General features: G+C 45.9%; 15 protein-coding genes. 3 read left to right on the top strand and 12 right to left on the bottom strand.

Annotated elements, in window-relative coordinates:
- Positions 1-71: 71 nt before the first annotated feature.
- Together BUC01_RS09535 and BUC01_RS09530 are read right to left on the bottom strand one after the other, a co-directional pair.
- The gene (locus BUC01_RS09535; protein WP_081795789.1) at positions 72-908 is read right to left on the bottom strand and encodes a transporter substrate-binding domain-containing protein; all 837 of its coding nucleotides are present in this window, start codon (positions 906-908) and stop codon (positions 72-74) included.
- Positions 909-920: 12 nt separating this feature from the next.
- The gene (locus tag BUC01_RS09530; RefSeq protein ID WP_025831649.1) at positions 921-3,122 is read right to left on the bottom strand and encodes a putative porin; all 2,202 of its coding nucleotides are present in this window, start codon (positions 3,120-3,122) and stop codon (positions 921-923) included.
- 98 nt (positions 3,123-3,220) lie between these two features.
- Here BUC01_RS09530 and BUC01_RS09525 point away from each other — a divergent pair, with 98 nt between their 5' ends.
- From BUC01_RS09525 to BUC01_RS09515, 3 genes are all read left to right on the top strand, one after another.
- Positions 3,221-5,134 carry a tetratricopeptide repeat-containing sensor histidine kinase gene (locus BUC01_RS09525; protein WP_025831650.1) on the top strand — a complete coding sequence of 638 codons (1,914 nt, stop codon included), beginning with the start codon at positions 3,221-3,223 and terminating at the stop codon, positions 5,132-5,134.
- 97 nt (positions 5,135-5,231) lie between these two features.
- Positions 5,232-5,885 carry a response regulator transcription factor gene (locus BUC01_RS09520; protein WP_025831651.1) on the top strand — a complete coding sequence of 218 codons (654 nt, stop codon included), beginning with the start codon at positions 5,232-5,234 and terminating at the stop codon, positions 5,883-5,885.
- 62 nt (positions 5,886-5,947) lie between these two features.
- Complete coding sequence (locus BUC01_RS09515; protein ID WP_025831652.1) at positions 5,948-6,916, top strand: hypothetical protein; 969 nt, start codon at positions 5,948-5,950, stop codon at positions 6,914-6,916.
- 99 nt (positions 6,917-7,015) lie between these two features.
- Here the strand turns inward: BUC01_RS09515 and BUC01_RS09510 are convergent, their stop codons facing one another.
- The 10 genes from BUC01_RS09510 to BUC01_RS09465 all read right to left on the bottom strand — a co-directional run bounded on the left by BUC01_RS09510 (position 7,016) and on the right by BUC01_RS09465 (position 18,799).
- Positions 7,016-7,558 carry a 2-oxoacid:ferredoxin oxidoreductase subunit gamma family protein gene (locus BUC01_RS09510; RefSeq protein ID WP_025831653.1) on the bottom strand — a complete coding sequence of 181 codons (543 nt, stop codon included), beginning with the start codon at positions 7,556-7,558 and terminating at the stop codon, positions 7,016-7,018.
- 24 nt (positions 7,559-7,582) lie between these two features.
- Positions 7,583-8,344 (bottom strand): thiamine pyrophosphate-dependent enzyme, encoded by a 762-nt coding sequence (locus BUC01_RS09505; RefSeq protein WP_009131160.1) that lies wholly within the window; start codon positions 8,342-8,344, stop codon positions 7,583-7,585.
- Positions 8,345-8,584: 240 nt separating this feature from the next.
- Positions 8,585-9,670 (bottom strand): 3-methyl-2-oxobutanoate dehydrogenase subunit VorB, encoded by a 1,086-nt coding sequence (locus BUC01_RS09500; RefSeq protein WP_025831654.1) that lies wholly within the window; start codon positions 9,668-9,670, stop codon positions 8,585-8,587.
- 19 nt (positions 9,671-9,689) lie between these two features.
- The gene (locus BUC01_RS09495; RefSeq protein ID WP_007663880.1) at positions 9,690-9,917 is read right to left on the bottom strand and encodes a ferredoxin family protein; all 228 of its coding nucleotides are present in this window, start codon (positions 9,915-9,917) and stop codon (positions 9,690-9,692) included.
- A gap of 21 nt (positions 9,918-9,938) precedes the next feature.
- Complete coding sequence (locus tag BUC01_RS09490; protein ID WP_025831656.1) at positions 9,939-10,214, bottom strand: tetratricopeptide repeat protein; 276 nt, start codon at positions 10,212-10,214, stop codon at positions 9,939-9,941.
- Between the two features lie 170 nt (positions 10,215-10,384).
- Complete coding sequence (locus BUC01_RS09485) at positions 10,385-11,788, bottom strand: glycoside hydrolase family 28 protein (protein WP_025831658.1); 1,404 nt, start codon at positions 11,786-11,788, stop codon at positions 10,385-10,387.
- A 256-nt stretch (positions 11,789-12,044) separates the two neighbouring features.
- A complete protein-coding gene (gene rpiB / locus BUC01_RS09480) occupies positions 12,045-12,479 on the bottom strand; it encodes a ribose 5-phosphate isomerase B (RefSeq protein WP_025831660.1) in 435 nt (144 codons plus the stop codon).
- 127 nt (positions 12,480-12,606) lie between these two features.
- On the bottom strand, positions 12,607-14,616 hold the full coding sequence (locus BUC01_RS09475) for a transketolase family protein (RefSeq protein ID WP_073313531.1): 2,010 nt from the start codon (positions 14,614-14,616) through the stop codon (positions 12,607-12,609).
- Between the two features lie 176 nt (positions 14,617-14,792).
- A complete protein-coding gene (locus BUC01_RS09470) occupies positions 14,793-16,337 on the bottom strand; it encodes an alpha-N-arabinofuranosidase (RefSeq protein WP_073313528.1) in 1,545 nt (514 codons plus the stop codon).
- An 83-nt stretch (positions 16,338-16,420) separates the two neighbouring features.
- The gene (locus BUC01_RS09465) at positions 16,421-18,799 is read right to left on the bottom strand and encodes a beta-L-arabinofuranosidase (protein ID WP_073313525.1); all 2,379 of its coding nucleotides are present in this window, start codon (positions 18,797-18,799) and stop codon (positions 16,421-16,423) included.
- Positions 18,800-18,875 lie beyond the last annotated feature (76 nt).

Genomic DNA, 18,875 nt, shown 5'->3' with positions numbered 1-18,875 from the left:
AAATTGAGTTCCCCCTTTCAGAATAGATGTTCTAATTTTCGGTGGAAAGCTTTGTTAAAGCAAAAAAGAGCTTATTTCTTGTCGGAAGGAGAGTAATATTTACGGTAGATGAGTTTAAACTCATTGCTGGAGCGGAAAGTCTGGAGCCAGGCATTGAGACTGTCCAGCAGGACGGGGGATTGCTTGCTGACAGCCCATGAATAAAATTGTGTGAAACTGATATCCGTGTTGATATCTATCTGAGGCAGACTATCCACCACGGCGCGGGCGATACTCTCATCGCATACGGCATAGTCAATATCTCCGTGAGCCACGAGGGATATCAATTGTTCCGAACCGTATTTGTCTATTTCTTGAATATAGATGGTGTCGCCTATTTCATTTCCCAGGTTATGGATGCGGAGGATAGACGGTGAACCTTTTACTACATGCAAGGTTTTGCCTGCCAGGTCCAACTGGCTTTTGACGAACAGGGAATCGGTAGGTGAGGTGGCTTTCCGCTGTACGAGAACTTGCTTGTTCAGTACAATCGGTGTGGTAAGGAGCAACGAATCTTTCAATTCGCTGGTAGCCAGGATGCCATAGGCTATGACATCGAATTTGTCTTCGGCCAGTCCTTCCAACCGTTTGTCGAAACTCATTTCGGGAGTAATGGCGGCTTTCCAGCCACGGTCGCGGGCAAATGCTTCTATCAGTTCGTAATGAAAGCCCGACAATGTATCACCGTCTACATAGAAACTGATGGAATTATATTCCGTAGCGACACGGATGATTTTCTCGGCAGCTATTTCTGCATAATCACGCGGATGACCCTGCGACTTCTCTTTTTTAAGAAAGAAGGTGGCAATGCAGGCGGCTATAATGCCCATTGCTGCATATTTCAGAATCTTAGCTTTCGATATTCTCATACGTAAAAGGCTTTAATCATAGAAATTCCATGAAACACCCAGTCTGAGAAGACTCGGGTTGATGGGGTAGTGCGGTACGAGGAAAGAATTACGTGTACCCATACCCTGGTTCACGTGAGAGTACATGGCAAAGAGACGTGTACGTTTCAGGTGTATGTTGGCATAGATATTGACTATCGGATAACCGCCGATCTCTACCTGGTCATCGTTCGGTTGCAGATGGAACTGCTGGATGGCAGGGGTATAGGCCGGGGCGTGATATTTAGTGAAATAACGCACGTCGGCACCCAGTTGTACGGTTAGTACTTTCTTCGCCATTGTGGTCAGTATGTAGAGATTGGAATATAATGAGATTTGGGGCAGAGGGAGAACGGTTTCGTTGCTCGATTTTTGCCAGACTATCTCATTGTCCAAATGGAAAATGCCTGCGCGGAAGTTTTGTTGCAGCGTAGCGGAAAGTACTTGTATGTTTCCACTATTCTGGGTAGGTACGGCATTCTGATTAAAGTAGGTGTAGTTCTTAATGTTTTCTACACCGGCACGGAGGTTGGTACCCCATCGGCTGATGTTAAGTTCACCTTCCACACGGGTACGGAATTCTTTTTCCATATTATCATTATCCCAAATGAACAGGTTGGAATGATAATGGCGCATATAGAAGGAAGGTAATGTGTTCTTTACAAATCCCCGTACAATGAAATTTACCGTATCTTTCCAAAGGCGGAAATTCAGATCCATATTTCCGTTTACACTGAATTGTCCCAGGGCTTTGTCCATGATACCTATTTCACCGTCTACGGAATAGTGCAGGGTCTTACCCTGGCGTTTGGCAAGTTCACCGCCAACGTAGATTTCCTGCTCGGTGAAGCGGTCTGTCGTTATGGAGTCTTTATTCATCAGGTCATAACGGCTGTACTTATGCGATATGTAGGCGGTCAGTCCGGCTTTGGCATATTTATTGAACCCTTCCAGCAATGCGATACCGAATACGTTCTTCACGCTGAATGCTGTGGTGGAGTCGCGGCTGACTCCGAATTTGTTATAGTTGGCATTTTCGTTCGGATCTTCCACTGCCTGGAAACGGTGGCGTGACCGTTCTACCTTGAAGGTGTGGATGAAACTTGTGACCGGAACGAATTCTTCGACGAAATTGGTATCTTCCGGAAGGGAAGTGCTGTTATGAATACTGTCCAGGCGGATGCTGTTTGCCTGTATGAGACTGTCTGCCAAAAGACTGTCAGCCGGGAGTCCGGTTGTTGCCAGACTGTCTGAAATAGCAGATGTTTTCCTTATCGGTGTAGTGGTATTGGAGGAAGCAAAACTTTGCTGGGCATTGTTTTTGGCGGCTTCCTCTTTCAGTACTTTTCGCGTAAAGCCCATTCGGTAACGCTGCGTAAGGTAAACGTAAAAGTCTTTGTTACGGTTAGAAGCCTGCTCCATCTTCACCGGGATAGTGGTGGACTCATACTCTTTCTTACCTTCTGCCATCGTATCGGGACGGGTGATATAACCGTCATCCGCTATACCGCCATTTTCATTCATCTTCAAGTAGAAGTTGTTATACACGGCTTGTAACTGATAACGTTCGCCGATATAGCTTCCGAATATGCCGGCGTTGAAATAAGAGGTAGATTGATTGGTATAATATCCGCGCCCGTACAGGTAGTCGATTTTAAAACCGAAAGCCAGGCGCTTATTTACATTGACGGAAAAATAGGACTTGAACCGTTCTTCACCGTTTATCTTGTTACCGGCTTTATAGTAAGTCAGATTTGTATAAGGAACGTTACTGTTGGTGAAAAGCATTTGGTCGGGACGGACAAAGAAACTGGAGAATGGTGCCATAAAGATGGTCGGTTCGTCACTTTCCCGGTCAAAGAATACACGCGAGAGGCGGGGAGAACCGAGGTTGCCTAAAAAGTTATATTGTCCTGTCATACCGTCTACCAGGTTCGTGTTCTGAAAGTTCAGGTTGGCTGTGTCGGCGGGTATGATTGTGCGGTTGCCCAGTGTTTCGCTTAATTTCCACATATAGAGTTTGGGCGGAATGCTTTGTACATCAGTACCGGTATCCAGGCTGTCTGGCTGTCTGGATGGGTCTACCTGGTTTCCATATTGGTCACGGTTGTCCAAGGTATTGAGCGTACGCTGTGCCTGCGCTGTCAGCAGTCCCAATACTGATAGAAGTATGTATGTTAGTAGAATGCGTCTCATAATTAGGCGCAAAGATACAATAAAAAATTATTCGCTTGCGGAATTCAGCCTTTTTTGCCTATTTTTGCAAACACACTATCTTATAAACCAATATAAATATGAAGACTCTGATACTCTTTTTCTGTCTTTCCGGACTTTTTTCTTCTCTTTATGCTCAAGATGAACTTACGAGTTTGAAAACTGCCGCGGAACGTGCGGAAAAGCTCGGAGTTGATGATAGCATCGCACTGGCCTATTGCCGGCTGGGTGAATATTATGCTTACCGTTCGTCGGACACTGCGCGATATTGGTTTGAGAAGTCGATGAAAGCCGTCAAAACCAAACAGCCGCCTCTTTATACGGGACTGTTGGTAAATTTGGCTGAAACCTACTTTTCACATGGTGACATGGATGAGGCGATGAAACGCTACCGGTTTTCTCGCGACGAGAGTGCCCGGCTGAAAGATACGGCTTCACTGGCAAATTCCATTTCAAGCATAGGCATCATTTATCGTCGGAAAGAGATGCCGGATTCTGCGTTGATTTGCTACAATCAGGCTCTGCTGTTGCTGGACAGACGTGATGGCGACTGGGATGAGAAAGCCAACCTGCTGGGAAATATATCCATACTCTATGCCAATACTTCCCGTCTGGACGAGGGGTTGGTTTATGGAAAACGTGCGGTGGAAGCTGCCGCCAAGAGTGGTGATATGGATATGATTCTATATGCCAATTATTCTTGTGGCAGTATCTTGTTTCTTCAGGGAAAATATGATGAGGGAATCGCTATGATTCGGGCGGTGCTTGAAGAAGGCAGAAGACAACGTATGCCTAAATATGCGCTGAAAGGTATTGTTACGATGCTCCGGATGTTTTATAAGATAAATCAGCGGGACTCGGTGAATTATTATATGCGTGAAGCGGAGGAGGTGCTGCTGGAACTCCCTGCGAATTCTGTCGAGGTGTTGGGGTATCGGGAGATGCAGTCTTTGCTGCTTGCTCAGATGGGACGCTACAGGGAAAGTTTGGAAATTCAGAAGTCCTTGCTGGACTATCAGGGAGAAAATGTTTCCTCTCCTGTTGACAAATTGTATCTGGAAATGGCGCGTAACTATCAGGATCTGAAGGATTATTCTCAGGCGGCCAAACATTATGAGCGCGCCTATGCATTAGCGGACAGTCTGCGTACCGAGCAGGTCCAGAAAGAACTTTCCGAATTGACTGTGAAATACGAAACCAAAGAAAAGGAACTTGAAATAGTCCGCTTGAACGGAATGCGTCTGGAAGAGGAAGCCCGGACTATGCGTTGGGCTATCCTGGCACTCGTTTTTGCTTTTGCGTTTATTCTGTTCGCCTTCTATTATATGTTCCGCCGGAAGCGTATGCAGAAAGAACAGGAATACAGGTTGGCACAACGTTATATTGAAGGATTGGAAAAGGAACGGACGAGACTTGCGAAAGAGTTGCATGATGGTGTGTGTAATGATTTGCTGGGTATCGGGATGCAGATGCAGTGTATGCCGTCCACACCGGAAACACAGCAGGAGTTGTTAGGGCTGTTGGAACAGGTACGGGGAGATGTACGTTGCATTTCTCATGAACTGATGCCTCCAAAGTTTCAGTATGTTACCCTCGTCGAGGCCTTGGAAGCGTATGTGGCTCATCTGGCGATTCCTTCTGCCATGCATATCACTATGCATAATGCGAATACGGATGCTGAATGGAGGAAAGTTCCCGAACAGATAGCTTATGAAATATATCGGGTGGTGCAGGAATTATTATCCAATTCAGTGAAGCACTCCGGAGCGACGGATATACAGTTGAAACTTTCTATGGAACCTTCTCAGTTGGTGTTGCAATTGACCGATAACGGCAAAGGATATACTGACACTCCGGCTTCTTTGCGCGGAATAGGTCTGAATACAATTCGCGAACGTGCAAAGAGCATCAATGCGGCTTTGACAATGGGAGTCAGTAAATCGGGTGAGCAGGAATTTGTCTTATCGGTTCCCCTGCCGTTTCCCGAAAAATAAACTGACTTTTCAAGCGAAAATCACTATTTTTGATGATGTCGTATATTTATAAATCACTTTTCTTTGCAACATAAATGTAGAATACAAAAATAGGTTAATGAGAGAAAAAGATATACGCATTTTGTTGGTGGACGACCATGATTTGGTGCTTCAGGGTTTGAAGCGGATTGTGGAATGTTCTTTACCGGAGATAAAAGTTGTATGTACTGCCTCAACAGGGCAGGAGGCTTTGCTTCTTATCGCATCACAGAGTTTTGACCTTTTTTTGTTGGATATGGAGTTGCCCGATATGTCCGGACTGGACATTATAACTCATATCCGGAAAAAGGCTCCAAAAGCACGTATTATCGTGAATACGATGCACGAGGAAATCTGGTTTATAAAAAACATGATGCAATGTGATATCGACGGCATTCTTTTCAAGTCTGTAGATGCTACAAAAATAACAGAGGCCATCCGGCGCGTGCTGGACGGGGAAACTTATTATTGCACCTATGCTGAACACGTGCGCAATCAGATGAAACGTTCGGAAGAGGGGCGGAAAGAAGAACTTACGTTGCGCGAGTTGGATGTCTTGAAACATATCTCCGAAGGAAAAAGTACCCAGGAAATAGCGCAGGAACTTTGTGTTTCCACTAATACGGTGGATACACACCGCCGTCATTTAATGGAGAAGCTGGGCGCGCGCAATGCGGCAGATCTGATTATGACGGCTGTTTCCAAGGGAATTATTCCCATTCGGAAGTGCTGAAAATGAATCTTTCAATTAAGCGGAAATAAAACATATTTAATCACTATAATTAATCTGGTATCATGGAGAACGTATATCTGTTTCTGGGCTTGGTAGTTCCTTTTTTGAGTCTGTTTGGCTTGATATTTTCGTGTGTCGTATTTTTTAAGTTTGATAAAGTGAAAGGCTGGTTTAATAAAAGAGCCGGAACGGAAATTGTTTCTTCATTCAGTTTCCGTACCCTCCGCACGCTGATTCTGACAATGGTGCTGGGATATGTGATGTTTCTGGTTTATATGTTAACTTCCATCCTGATATTGGGAGAAAGTGCTACAGAAGGACAACTGTTATGGTATGGCGTTGTTTTCGCAGTGTTAACATTGGCTTATCCGGTGTGGCGTATTGTGCAGCGCTTTTTGCAATATGGCCGTTCTGCAGATAAGAAAGCCGATATGTGGCGCATCATTTATGATGTGATAATGAATATTACCTTCTTGTTTGGTGGAATTATGCTTATGGTGGTAGTGTCGTTTGTGGCAGTTATCCTCTCACTGACCAAATGGAGTGGTTTTGTTCCCGGTCGTTTGCGCGAGTTGTCAGGTGTGGAAGTAGTGCCGGAATCGAAAAACTACTATATAGTTGGTGCGGTTTTGGGTGTGGTTGCTGTCATCTCACAGTGGGTTGGCGACGGTGGTCAGACTTTTATAGGTTGGCTGGTGGGCATCTCGGCTTTGGCAATCATTCTTTATGCCTGGTATCAGATACGTAATACGCCGAAGGAAGACCGGAAGCAGATTACCTGGCAATGGGGATATATGATTCTGACAACTTATGCTGTGTTTACAATTACTTGGATATTGATATTCGTTGCATTGGCACTTCTGGTGCTTTATATCATTTTGATGGCTACCGGGCATGCAGGCAGCGGCAAGGATAAGTATAAAGTGACTTGTGATAATCTGACGGATGATGTGATAAACGGACGGGGTGTCTGCAGTATTACTAATTCAAGGTGTACAGCACGCGATTCGGGAAGTTGTCCCTATAAATAAGTCTTTTTTATGTATTATGGCATAGTCTATAAAAGTTAAGCCCTTGCAATAATTTCTTTCTGCAAGGGCTTAACTTTTTTATTGTAAGAGCTTATGGAATTATACCTCTTTAATCAATTCCATACCTTTCTTAATTGCTTCTTCATTCATCGGTATCAAGTGATGATGGCGTTCGGGCAATGTCTTCTTCAATCCTCTGAGCACACTGTCCAGCGTAACCATCGGTTTCAGTTTTAGCAATCCACCCAGCACAATCATGTTAAATGCTTTGGCATTATTCATTTCATTGGCTGCATCCATTGCATCGATGCGATACACTTTGATATCCTTACGGGTAGGCGGATTGATGATGCCGTATCCGTCGTAAATCAGGATACCGCCTGACTTAACCTTACTCTCGAATTTCTCCAAAGAAGGTTGGTTCAGGATGATGGCAGCATCGTACTTGCTCAAGATAGGGGAGGAGATTTTCTCGTCGCTCACGATAACCGTTACGTTGGCCGTACCACCGCGTTGTTCCGGTCCGTAGGCGGGCATCCAGCTTACCTCTTTGTCTTCCATCAGTCCCGAATATGCCAAAATCTTTCCCATGGACAATACACCTTGTCCGCCGAAGCCTGCTATAATGATTTCTTCTTTCATTGTTCTTAGTCTTTTAGCATGTGATTATTTATCTTTCAAGTCACCCAGCGGATAGAATGGGAACATGTGCTCTTCCATCCATTTGTTGGATTGTGCAGGAGTCTGCTTCCATCCGGAGTTACAGGTAGAAACGATTTCTACCAGGTTGGAACCTTTGCCTGCCATAGAATTCTCAAATGCCTTGCGGATAGCTTTCTTAGCTTTGCGGATGGCACCAACGGTCTGCACACTCTGGCGGGTTACGTAAGCTGTTCCTTCTAGTTGTGCGGCGATGTCGGCCATCTTCAACGGATAACCATGTAGATGTACATCACGTCCGTAAGGACTGGTAGAGGTTTTCATGCCAACCAGCGTAGTAGGAGCCATCTGTCCACCTGTCATACCATAAATGGCGTTGTTGATGAAGATGATAGTGATGTTCTCACCGCGGTTCAATGCATGGATAGTCTCGGCAGTACCGATACATGCCAAGTCGCCGTCGCCCTGATAAGTGAATACCAGGCGGTCCGGCCAGAGGCGCTTGATAGCGGTGGCAAGTGCAGGTGCACGTCCGTGTGCAGCTTCCTGCCAGTCAATGTCCAGATAGTTATAGATGAACACGGCACATCCCACCGGGGAGATACCTACTGTTTTGTCTTCCATGCCCATTTCTTCGATAACTTCGGCTATCAGCTTGTGTACCACACCGTGGCTGCATCCCGGACAGTAGTGCATGGGATTATCGTTCATCAGAGTCGGTTTCTTATAAACCAGATTCTCAGGCTTGATAATATCTTCTTTTGTCATAACTTTTGTTTTTTAAGTTGACAAGGCTTCAGTTTACGAGGCCCTTGTATCTTGTTAACTTGTTCCCTTGTCACCTGTTGGTGAACCGTATAAAAAACTCCATCAGCTTAACGAATATTGCTGCGCCGCAAACATAGATGAATAGTTTGAAATCATCCTTTGCAACAAAATATACGATGATAGCTGCCAAAGCGAGTATCATGAAGAGTATATTCAATACGCTTCTTATTTTATCAGGGTTCATTTCTTTATTACTTTTTCTTTCAACGCACTTACAATTTCTTCCGGATCAGGTACGATTCCGCCAAGGCGTCCGAAGTGCTCTACTTGCACTTTACCATTCACAGCGAGGCGTACATCTTCAACCATCTGTCCGGCATTCAACTCGGTGACCAGCATACCTTTTACCTTTTCGGCATAAGATGCGATGGCTTTTGTGGGGAATGGCCAAAGAGTAATGGGGCGCAATATACCGACTTTGATACCTTCTTCGCGTGCAAGTTCCATTGCTTTTTGTCCGATGCGGGCCATAGAACCAAATGCGATAATCAGATAATCGGCATCTTCACAATCGATTTCTTCGAAGCGTACTTCGTTTTCTTCTATCAGTTTGTACTTGGCCTGGAAACGGATATTGTTCTTTTCCATTTCTTCCGGTTTCAGTTCCAGAGAAGTAATGATGTTGGGTTTGCGACCGTTAGCCTTGCCGGTAGTAGCCCACGGGCATTGCTCGATAACTTCTGCATCAGTGCGGCGCGGCTTTTGCGGGGGCAATACCACCTTTTCCATCATCTGGCCGATAACACCGTCGGCAAGAATGATAGCCGGGTTGCGATATTTGAAGGCAAGGTCGAAAGCCAGTCCTACGAAATCTGCCATTTCCTGTACGGAAGCGGGAGCGAGCGTAATCAAACGGTAGTCACCGTGTCCTCCACCTTTTACGGTCTGGAAGTAGTCCGCCTGACTTGGCTGGATAGTTCCCAATCCGGGACCGCCACGCATCACGTTTACAACCAGACAGGGCAATTCGGCACCTGCCAGATAAGAGATACCTTCTTGCTTCAAACTGACACCGGGGCTGGAAGATGACGTCAATACCATTTTTCCACTTCCGGCACCGCCGTACACCATATTAATAGCTGCCACTTCACTTTCTGCCTGTAACACCACCATGCCGGTAGTTTCCCAGGGTTTCAGTTCGGCAAGAGTTTCCAATACTTCCGATTGCGGAGTAATAGGATAACCGAAGTACCCGTCCGCTCCGCAACGGATAGCTGCATGGGCGATGGCTTCGTTTCCTTTCATTAATACAACTTCTTCTGCCATATTCTACTGATTTACAGATTTATTCAACTTTTACTTTATAAACAGAGATACATCCGTCCGGGCAAACCTGGGCGCACGACGCACAGCCGTTGCAGGTATCTTCCAGTATTTGGTGGGCATAGTTATACCCTTTTACGTTCACCTCTTTGGTGAGGGCTATTACATGCAGGGGACAGGCTACCACACATAGGTTGCAGCCTTTGCACCGTTCGGTGTCCACTACGATTGCTCCTTTAATCTTTGCCATAATTCACGTTACTTTTATATGTTATTGATTGTACATATCCTTATTGAAGAAATTCAGGATATCCATTACCATACGGTGGGCTTCACGGGCGGGACTGTCCGGATTGAGGTCGATGGCATATTGATAATTGTTTAAAGCTTGCTGCCAATTTCCTTGTTTACGGTAGGCATTTCCCCGGAGATAGAAAGCTTCGTCCCGGTTGGCGGGGGCGTTGGCCAGATATTCGTCAAGCAGTTGGATAGCTTCGACTACATCTCCCTGATTGATAAGCTCTTTGATTGTATTCAGTTGCTCCATATCGTATTGAATTCCGGATTATTGGAATACAAAGATAGTTTTTATTTAGAGACAATGAGCAAGTATTCTGTGAAAAATAAGAAAAATGAGGAAATAAAAAGCCCGAAGTTGAATGAAATTCTGTCAGAATGTCACGACTTCGGGCTTGAATTATGATAAGTGTGGCTTGCTTACTTTACAAGTTTACCATTTATATATAGGTTTTTGAACGTTACGTCTTTTGCACCTTTTATGTCATTTCCATCTTTGGCAACATTATTAAAATGGGAATCTTCAACACTGATGTTATATACGTGGTCATCATCGTCAAGACCAATAATGAGAACACCGAACTTGCTTTCTTCGCAGGTCACATTTTTCAGGTGGACGTTGCGGACAGTGGGAGTGAAGCCACGGTTGCAGTTTTCACGGTTCTCGTATTGCAGGTTGATGCGCAGCACGGCTTCGCGGCACTGGCCTACGGTGACGTTACGCACGAACACATTTTCAATCAATCCGCCACGGCAGGTGCTGGTCTTGATACGGATGACGCGGTCGAGGTCGGGACTGTCCATTTTGCAATTTTCCACATACAGGTTACGGTATCCACCGGAAATTTCACTGCCGATGACTACTCCGCCGTGTCCTTTCTTCATATAGCAACCGCGTACAATGATGTTCTCGCTAGGAATACCCCACTTACGTCCATCTTGGTTACGACCGGATTTAATGGCAATACAGTCGTCTCCGGTGTCGAAAGTACAGTTTTCTATCAATACATTTTTGCAGGACTCGGGATCGCAACCGTCACCGTTGGGACCACGGTTATAAACATATACTCCACGCACTATGAGACTTTCGCAGAATAGCGGGTGGATAACCCAGAAGGGGGAGTTCAATAAAGTTACGTCTTCTATCAACACCGTGTTACATGAATACAGGTTGATGAGTTGCGGGCGCAGACCATCTTCGGGTGTCATCACACGCTTATAAATGGGAGTAGAGGTTTCACCGTACATCAGCAGGCGTTCGCGTCCGCCATTGCGTTGTGCCACCATGCCTTCTTTCCAGCCATAGCGGGGAGCACCGCACATAGGCCACCAAGTATCGTTGGAACCTTGTCCGTCGATGGTACCTTTACCGGTGATGGCGATATTTGTTTCTCCATAAGCATAAATCAGTGGGCGGGCATTATAGCAGTCTATTCCTTCCCAACGGGTGATGACACCGGGGAAGTAGAGACTTTGGTCGGTTGAGAATTTCAATACAGCTCCTTCTTCTACATGAAAGTTAACATTACTTTTCAGGGTGATGGGGCCTGTATAGAATGTGCCTTTGGGAACTACAACCGTACCGCCACCATTCAGGCAGCAGGTTACGATGGCCTGGTTGATTGCCTCATGGCAAGGCGCGTCCGGGGTATCGGGTTTGGCACCGAAGTCCGTGATGAGATACGTTTGCTTGGAGAAAGATGTTTTCTTGATTTGCTTTTCAATCTTTGCACTCTCCTTGAAAGCCTTGTCGAAGTCTATCGGGTTGGCGATTGCCAATGAAGCCGAGAGAAGCAGGGAAAGAATTCCGAATACTTTTTTCATGCGTTTCTTGTTTTGCTTTTAATGGTTAATTAGATTATGTGGGCAAAAATACGGAAAGCGACTCTAAAATACGGAAGAGTTTTTGACTTAAAAGGTGTAAAATTTGATGTGTTTGTACTTCTTGAACTTGCAAAAGGTTTATGAACCTTCGGTAAACACTTGCGGCTGCGAATGCTTACACTTGTACAAGTGTAGGGTAACGCTTGTACAAGCGTCAGCTTTCGCAGCCGCAAGTATAAATTTCAAGTTGGGATGATTATCCTACTGGCATCTTATCAATCCGCTTCTGATGACGCCCTCCTTCAAATTCCGTACTGAAGAACTCTCTCATAATCATATCGGCTTCTTCCGTACTGATAAAACGTCCCGGCATCACAAGTACATTGGCGTCATTGTGCTGGCGTGCCAAGTGGGCTATTTCCGCTGTCCAACACAGTGCGGCGCGAATACCTTGGTGTTTGTTCAATGTCATGCTGATACCTTCGCCACTTCCGCAGATAGCAATTCCCGGATAGCACTCTCCGGCTTCAACGGCCAGTGCCAGCGGGTGGGCGAAATCTGCATAATCGCAACTTTCCGTAGTATATGTTCCGAAGTCCTTATACTCCCAACCCTTAACTTCCAGCCAGCCGCGAACGTATTCCTTCAACTCAAATCCGGCATGGTCGGAGCAAATTCCAATTGTTTTCATCTTATGTTGTAGAATGATTGATTTATAGGTTTTATAAACAGGTCCGGACTAAAAATGTTTCGCCCCTACAAGCCTGTTACAACCTGTAGGGGCGAATAATCATTCGCCCGGTATGCACCAGGCAATATTATAACATTGCTTTCACTTGCTTGTAAACATTGTCAGCCGTAAAGCCCAGTTTTTCATCCAGTACAGTGTAAGGAGCGGAGAAACCGAATGACTCCAATCCCCATACCTTACCGTTAGTACCTACCAAACCTTGCAGGTTGACAGGCAGACCGGCTGTCAGACCGAACACCTTTGCACCCACAGGGATAATGCTTTCCTGATAACCCGGAGCCTGGCTGCGGAATAAACCTTCGGATGGAGCGGATACGATACGTACCTTTACACCATCTTTACGGAGCAATTCCGTACCTGCCACCAATGTAGAAACTTCCGAACCGGAAGCAATGAGCACCACATCCGGATTTTCATCGGAACCTGCCACGATGTAAGCACCCTTGGCAGCCTGTTCGTAGTCATTTCCTGCGGGCAGGTTAGCTATATTCTGGCGGGAGAAAATCAAACCTGTCGGAGTAGTGGTATTTTCCATTGCCAACTTCCATGCTATAGTTGTTTCTTCTGCATCTGCCGGACGGAGAACCAACATAGAGTTGTGTCCCTTATGGTTTTTCAGTTTTTCCATCAGACGAATCTGAGCTTCCTGTTCTACCGGTTCATGAGTAGGACCGTCTTCACCTACGCGGAATGCATCGTGTGTCCAGATGAACTTCACGGGTACTTCCATCAGGGCAGCCATACGTACGGCTGGTTTCATATAGTCGGAGAATACGAAGAACGTTCCACAAGCCGGAATCACACCACCATGCAGTGCCATACCGATACAACAGCAAGCCATTGTCAACTCGGCAACGCCAGCCTGGAAGAATGCGCCGCTGAAATCACCTTTCTTGAAAGCATGGGTCTTTTTCAGGAAGCCGTCTGTCTTGTCGGAGTTTGAAAGGTCGGCAGAAGCCACAACCATGTTTTCTACTTGAGTAGCGAGGGCACCCAATACGGTAGCCGATGCTGCACGTGTAGCCGAACCTGCTTTCTGTTCGATAGCTGCCCAGTTCACTTCCGGAGCTTTGCCTGAGAAGAACAAATCAAGTTTGGCAGCCTTTTCAGGATTAGCCTTCGCCCATTCAGCCTTAGCTGCATATTTCTTAGCCATGATTTCCTTCAGCTCGGCAGCACGCTTTGCATACATTTCTGCCACTTCGGGGAAGATAACGAACGGATTTGTCGGGTCACCGCCAAGGTTCTTGATGGTATTAACATAAGCGTCGCCACCCAGGGGAGCACCGTGAGTAGCACAGTTAGCTTCGTAGCTGCTACCGTCTGCCTTGCGTGCACCCTTACCCATCACAGTGTGACCGATAATCAGGGTCGGACGTTCGTTTTCAGCTTTAGCCTCATTCAGAGCGCCACGGATGGCATCAGGGTCGTTACCGTTAATCTTGATAACCTTCCAGCCCCAGGCTTCATATTTCTTGGCAGTATCTTCGATGGTTACATCTTTCGTCTCAGTAGAAAGCTGAATGTCATTGGCATCATAGAACATGATAAGGTTGTCCAAACCCAGTGCACCTGCGATGCGGCCGGCACCTTGTGAGATTTCTTCTTGCACGCCACCGTCAGAAATGTAAGCGTAGATAGTCTGCGGCATTACTTCTTCGAAGCGTGCTTTCATGAACTTAGCGGCAATGGCAGCACCTACGGCATAAGTGTGACCTTGACCGAGCGGTCCGGAAGTATTTTCGATGCCACGCTTGATATCGCGTTCAGGATGTCCCGGAGTGGGGCTGTCCCATTGACGGAATTCTTTCAGTTCGTCCAGTGTGAACTTGCCAATCAATGCCAATTGAGAATAAAGCATCGGTGACATATGTCCCGGATCGAGGAAGAAACGGTCGCGGCCTTCCCATGATGGATTTTCGGGGTCATACACCAGGAACTCAGAGAAAAGTACGTTCACAAAATCGGCACCACCCATGGCGCCACCGGGATGACCGGAATTGGCTTTTTCAACCATAGAAGCAGCGAGAATACGGATGTTATCCGCTGCACGGTTCATAAGTTTGTTGTCGTTCATATTGATATTAATTATACATTGAATACTATAATAAAGCGGGTTGACGTCTCACTTGTTAATTTTAACAGCGACAAAGATAACTCTTTATGCGAAATTCACAACATAGAAAGAGTCTCTTTTTTATTGGGCATCCTGCCTGCTTCTTGTTAAAAATACAATAAGCCTTTTGGGCTGATTTACTGTAACTCAATAGTAACAATCGATTTGGCTGGTAGTTTTATCTTCAACTCTCCTTTATTGATTTTTACCTCTTTGAACGGAGCTAATTTTACATTATTAGGCTTTTCAAAGGAGTTGTAATCAGCCAGGTTAGCAGAAGTTAGAATTTCACCTACGGCTTTCTTTGCTTTCACGTCTGCCAGGTTGATGGTGACTTCTTGTGCATTGTCGGCATCGATGTTGGACATAGAGATATGAATCTTACCATCCTTATCCTTGGAAGCTGTGGCGCTAATCATGGGCACTTTACGGTTGTCACGTACATCCTTGATTTCGCAGTTTAGGTCGAGTGGGAGGTAGGTGGCATCCTGGTGCACATTGTACATCTTGAATACATAATAGGTAGGCGTCAGCACCATGTCTTTGCCTTGTGTCAGAATCATCGACTGCAATACATTTACTACCTGGGCGATATTCGCCATTTTCAAGCGGTCGGTGTATTTATGGAAGATATCAAAGCTAAGAGAGGCAACGAAAGCGTCGCGCAGTGTGTTTTGCTGATAAAGGTGTCCTGGAATAGTACCGGGTTCTTCATCCCACCATGTTCCCCACTCATCGAGCATAAGGGCTACATGCTTTTTAGGATCATATTCATCCATAATGGCGCAATGCTTTTTGATTACGTCTTCTATTTCACGGCATTTACCCATTGTCCAATAATAGTCGTCTTTGCTGAACTGGGTGGCTGCTCCTTTACTTCCGCTCCATCCGGTAACTGTGTAATAGTGGAGAGAAAGACCATGCATACGTCCGCCTACACGGTCCATCAGGATTTTAGTCCAATTATAATCATAATCGCTGGCACCACTGGCTATCTTGAACAAATTATTGCCATCATAGTTGCGACAGTAAGTGGAATAACGGCGATATAAATCAGCATAATACTCAGGGCGCATGCTTCCACCGCACCCCCAGCTTTCATTACCTACACCAAGATATTTCACTTTCCATGCCTTGTCGCGTCCATTCTGGCGACGGAGCCTTGCCATGGGAGAGTCTCCTTCGGAAGTCATGTATTCTACCCATTTAGCCAGTTCTTCTACAGTACCACTACCAACGTTTCCGCTGATGTATGGCTCAGTGCCCAACATTTCGCAGAGGTTGAGGAATTCGTGTGTACCGAAGCTGTTGTCTTCAATCGTACCTCCCCAGTTGTTGTTTACCATTTTGGGACGGTTTTCTTTCGGACCGATACCGTCCATCCAGTGATATTCGTCGGCAAAGCAACCGCCCGGCCAACGGAGAACAGGAACCTGAAGTTCTTTCAAGGCATTGAAAACGTCAGTACGATAACCTTTGATGTTAGGGATATCTGAATTCTCACCCACCCAAAGTCCGCCATAGATACAGGTGCCGAGATGTTCGGCAAACTGACCGTATATTTCTTTAGGGATGATTTGTGTGCCTTGGTCGGCATGCAAGGTAATCGTCGCACTTTTTTGTGCTGATAACGATACTGAAGCAGCTAAAAGAACACTGCTGAAAAATAGTTTGTTTCTCATAATGGTTATTAGTTATATGATGTAAAATAATATTTTTTATATCCTTTATTTTATAGCGTTTATAGTGGCAACACCCGGTGTTGTTATTTCAATAAACGTACTTCGTAAATAGCAGACGTCCATTCTGTTCCGTCGGGACTGAAATGTATTGGATAAGCTCCTGCTCCTATTTTCTGGGGCAAAGAATAGCAGACAGTAATAAAACCATCTTTATCAGCTTCGCCGATTATCGGGTTGGTGGTCAGTTTCTCACCATTGAAAAGAATAGCTGTTTTATTGCGGTCTCCTTTCTGTATGGTAATCATTATCCGGCTTGCCTCTTCTTTCACTTTCAGGTGGTAGCTGAACCATCCTTTAGCACGGCGGAAGTGGCGGTCTTTGTGTGTGCCTGTTTCTGCCTTATCATATTGGATGCCATGGTCGGATTCCGGTTGCTGTTCACCGGGGAAAATGAGATCGACTGTTTGACCCGCCAACTCGTTTGCCCTCTTTTCAGCTATCGCCATTTCTTCCCGCAATGTTTGAAACTCTTCTTCACTGGCCTGATGGAAATAAACGGCATAACGGGAATTGTGCAGACGGAAGAATGGCATTAGCTTCATTGCTTTGCCGGATGCCGGATATACCTTTCCGTCATAGTTGAATGTCAGTCGGTCGCTGTCCTCTTTGTGAAGTGATTGGCTGATAGTCTCGGGATTTCCTATCAGCATGGGGATTTCCGACACGGGGATTTGCTTACCATGGGCGATATGTCCGCCGCGACTGTCGTCTGCATACAGGCCGTCCAGATGTTCTGTTCCGGTGGAAGCTGCAAGAACGATGGGACCATATAAGAATGCGTAGAAATTTTCCTTATCAGGGATTTGTTCCAACTTTATCTGCATGGGAAGGGTGAAGGTGATTACATCTCCTTTTTTCCATTTACGGTTAACTGATAGATAGCCGTTATTTGTAGCTGTGGCAGAAGGTTGTTCTTTGCCGTTAACTTTTAGGTTATACCCTTTGGAGAAGTCGGCCCATTCCGGCTGGCGTATGCTAATGGTGAAAGCTTTTTTAGATGCTTTGTCGATGCGCAATGTCACTTGTCCGTTATCGGGGAAACGTGTTTCTTGTACCAGGCTTACACTTTTTTCTTTCCAGGTAAGTTGGGATGGGATGAAAAGATTGACGTAAAGTGTATCTTTCTGATGTGCATAGATAAATTCTCCGTATTTAGTGTGGTTTTCCAAACCGGAACCTACACAACACCACATGGATGTTTCCGGTTGCGAGTAAACCCGATAGTGTCCGGGACGCATAGGGGTGAAGTAGACGAATCCGCCTTTATCCGGTTCCTGAGATGCCAGGATATGATTATAAAGCGCACGTTCGTAATAGTCTGCAAAGCGTGAGTCGGGAGAATCTTGGTAGAGCATTTTGGTAAGGCGCAGCATGTTGTAAGTGTTGCAGGTTTCCGGTCCTTCTATATCATTGAGCATGGGTGAGAAGTCGTTTGCCGGATGGAAGTGCTCGCGGACGCTATTACCGCCGATACAAACGGAACGGTGGTTAACCACGGTGTTCCAGAAGAAACGGGCGGCATGATCCCACTCGGCAGCATGATTCCAGTCTTTATCATCTTGTGAAAGTTCGGCAACGCGCTTGTAACCGATTACTTTGGGTATCTGTGTGTTAGCATGCATTCCTGTCAGGCGGTCTTCGTCTTTGATAAGCGGATCGAGGATGACTTTATGAGAGAAACGGCGTGCCAGTTCCAGGTATTTCTTGTCACCAGTGATTGCGGCTACATCGGCAAATGTTTCGTTCAGTCCGCCATGCTCGCTACGAAGCATGTCTTGCATTTGCTGGTCGGTGAGTCCGGCGGTGATGTCTATCATCCAGTCGGTGAGGGCAATTAGCATTTCACGGGCAAGGTCGCTTCCGGCGTAGAGGTAAGCGTCACGAAGTCCGGCATAAGTCTTGTGTATATTGTATAAGGGTACCCATTTGCCGTTTAGGTCGAAACCTCCGGCACGGATATTCCCGGCTTTAATTTCTTTCCAAAGTTGCAGGCTTCCGGGCGTTCCTCCGATGAAGCCGGTGCCTACTGCTTGCTGTGCACGATGTAGTTCGGCGAGCATATAGTTCAGCCGATTGTATACGGCTGTGTCTCCGGTAGCGGCATACATCATGGAGAGTGCGGAAATGTAATGTCCGCCGATGTGTCCGTCCAGTCCGGTGTTTTCCCAGTTGGTATAACTTGGTACTTTTGGAGTCAGTCCGGCTTCGCGCAGGAAAGGGGCGAGCAGGCGGTCGGGCTCCATGGCCAGGATGTAATGTAAGTCAGTTTGTTGAGCTTGTAGGAAAGGGCTTTCCAGTAGCTTGACATCTTGAAGGGGAAAATAAGTAACTTTTTGTTGATTTTGGGCTTTCCCGGTTGTAAGGGAGAGGAAAAGTAATAGGTAGGCAAGGGCTAATTTCATATTGTATTAGGGTTTTTGAGTGTGTGGGAGGGGACCTAAAATAGAACAAGCATATCTATCTGTCATCCTGAGCTTG

The organism is Bacteroides stercorirosoris, from assembly GCF_900142015.1.
Lineage (GTDB): Bacteria > Bacteroidota > Bacteroidia > Bacteroidales > Bacteroidaceae > Bacteroides > Bacteroides stercorirosoris.
The sequence above is the reverse complement of the archived record's forward strand: the minus strand, read 5'-3'. Positions and strand labels throughout refer to the sequence as shown.